This is a genomic window from Candidatus Collinsella stercoripullorum, from assembly GCF_027669965.1.
Lineage (GTDB): Bacteria > Actinomycetota > Coriobacteriia > Coriobacteriales > Coriobacteriaceae > Collinsella > Collinsella stercoripullorum.
This window is the reverse complement of the sequence record NZ_JAQECM010000093.1, coordinates 1-2,500: the sequence shown is the minus strand read 5'-3', so window position 1 is coordinate 2,500 and position 2,500 is coordinate 1. Positions and strand designations below refer to the sequence as shown.

Sequence of the window (2,500 nt, the reverse complement as noted above, 5' to 3'; positions counted from 1 at the left end):
TGTGTTTGGTCAAGTCTTCCTTTTGGATATGGGCATGCGTTTCTTTCGGGTTTGGTCACGAAACTTTTTCGGGTTCCGGCACGGGCGCGCCGCTAGCTTCCTGACTTGCCCAGCATGAGCGACTCCTCGAGCCGGTGGCTGGGCCCTCCGAACTCCACGAGCCTGCCGTGGTGCACGACGCGGTCCACGATCGCGGCGGCGAGCTTGTCGTCGGCGAAGACCGTGCCCCAGCGGCTGAACTCCACGTTGGTGGTGAACACGACGCTCCTCCTCTCGTAGCTGTCCGATATGACCTGGTACAGGAGCCTGGCCCCGTCCACGTCGAAGGGCACGTAGCCGAACTCGTCGAGGACTATCAGCGATGCGCGCCCGATGTCTGCGAGCAGGCGGTCGAGGGAACCCTCGCGCTTCGCCTTGCCCAGCTGCAGGACGAGCGAGGCGGTCTGGTGGAAGCGCACGGGGATGCCGCGACGGGTCGCCTCGATCCCGAGAGCGGTTGCCACGTGGGTCTTGCCGCGGCCGGTCGGGCCGTGGAAGACCAGGTCCTCCGCCCGCCCGACGAAGTCGAGCGAGAGCATCTCCTCGCGCCCCCAGCCCTCCGGGAACCGCACGTTGGACCAGTCGAAGCCCTCGACGGCCTTCGGCACGGGGAACCTGGCCTGCCTGAGCAGCCTCGCCCGCTTCGAGCGCTCACGGGACTCGAGCTCGCGGGCGAGCATCGCGGAGCACGCCGCGAGCTGGCCGGGGGTGGCGGTCTCGAGGAACCACGCTATCGTGGCCTTCGAGATGAAGAGCGCGCGTGCGCGCGAGGCGAACTCGGAGCGCTCGGCGTCAGACAGCCTCGGCATCGGAAGCGCCCCCTTCCAGCAGCTCGAACGCGCGGTCGTAGCCCGCGAGGTCGACCGGCTCGTCGTACTCGACGCGCCCGCGGCCGGACGCCGAGACCGCCGCCGACAGCTCGAGGGTGGCGGCGTCGACGCCGCCGGTGGCCTCGAGAGAAGATAGCGCGCCCTCCACGGCCGCCGCCCATCCGAGACGCGACGCGGAGTCCCGGATCGCGCGCAGGTCGGCGCGCAGGTCCGCCGGGCCCTCGGAGTCGAGGAAGGAGACGAGTCCGTCCGGCAGCGACCTCCTCACCACGCTGTCGCGCCACCCGCCCGGGCGGTTGCACAGCAGCTTCAGCTGCAGGAGCGGGTCGGCCGAGTCGGTGGGCGCGTCGCCCCACTCGCGCTCGTAGGTGGCGACGACCTCGCCCTCGTCGCCCACGACGGTCACGTCGAAGGCCCCCATCGCGACGGCGACCTCACGGGAGGCCATCCCCGGGCCCGCCGAGTACCGGTGCTCGCCGCCGGCCTTGAACGAGCCCTGCTTGTCGCACTTGCGCGTGAGCCACGTCACGCACGCGAAGGGCGCCGACGGCAGCGGCGAGAGCGCCGCGCGGTCGTCCCCGAAGAGCTCCAGCTCGGGCTCGCCCTTCCGGTAGTGGTCCTTCCCCCGCGACGCCTCCAGGCACGCCTCGAGGAGCCTTTCGTTGTAGCCCCTCACGTCGAAGAACGAGGGCACCGGCACGAAGAGGTTTCTCCTGATCGCGCCCACCTTGTTCTCCACCGACCCCTTCTCGTTGCCCGAGTAGGGGTTGGTGAAGCTGTAGTCGAGCCCGTAGTGCGCCGCAAAGCGCCGGAAGAGCCCCGAGGTCGTCACCACCGCCCCGATGCGGCGCCCCACCTCGGTGGCGTTGTCGAACACGGCGCGCAGGGGCACGCCGCCCGCGAACTCGAACACGTTCCTGAGCCCCTGGCAGACGCACTCGGCCGTCTCGCCCCAGAACACCTGGGCGAGCCCGACGTTGGAGTGCGGGAACGTGACCGCAAGGAAGTGGCCGCGCTGCACCACGCCGCGGACGCGGAAGTCCGCCTGGCCGAAGTCCACCTGGCACTCGCCGGGAACCCAGTCGAGCAGCAGGAACCCCTGCGCCTCGCGGGCGTCGTGCTCCGTCGCCAGCTCGTCGCGCCTCCTCCTCACGTACCTGCGCACCGTCGAGTACGACCCGGTGAAGCCCCGCTCCTCGACGAGCCTGTCGTAGACCCTCTTGGCCGTGTGACGCTGCTTGCGCCAGCAGCGCCTGTCCTCGGCCAGCCACGAGTCGACGAGCCGCACGTACGGCTCCAGCAGAGGGGACTCCGGGGCTCTGCCGACTGCCGGCGGCCTTTCGGAGAGGTCCGTAGCCCTCAGGTACTTGCGCACCGTGGGCTCGGAGACCCCGGTGTCACGGGCGATCGAGGCGACGCTCGCCCCGTCCCTGCCCCTCCTTCTGATATCTTCGATCTTGTCCACGCCGATCATTTCCTTTCCCGACCTCCCGTCGCCGAAACCTAAGCAACGACAACGTTAGGCCGAATCGAGATGGTCGGCGTGCCCGTGCCCAGACCCGAAAGTTTTTCGCGGTCATCCCCAAAAAAACGCCGTGCTCAAACCCGTAAGTAAGACGCTAGCAAACACA

General features: G+C 69.1%; 2 protein-coding genes. Both read right to left on the bottom strand.

What is annotated here, in order from left to right; genetic code table 11:
* Positions 1-92 precede the first annotated feature (92 nt).
* Positions 93-848 carry an IS21-like element helper ATPase IstB gene (gene istB / locus PHA29_RS10430; RefSeq protein WP_270849573.1) on the bottom strand — a complete coding sequence of 252 codons (756 nt, stop codon included), beginning with the start codon at positions 846-848 and terminating at the stop codon, positions 93-95.
* Complete coding sequence (gene istA / locus PHA29_RS10425) at positions 832-2,334, bottom strand: IS21 family transposase (protein WP_270849572.1); 1,503 nt, start codon at positions 2,332-2,334, stop codon at positions 832-834. The genes istB and istA overlap by 17 nt, the downstream gene beginning before the upstream one ends.
* Positions 2,335-2,500: the final 166 nt, after the last annotated feature.

What these genes read in the sequence shown, in the direction of transcription:
- istB (WP_270849573.1), bottom strand. Translation starts at nt 848, where the DNA reads ATGCCGAGGCTGTCTGACGCCGAGCGCTCCGAGTTCGCCTCGCGCGCA.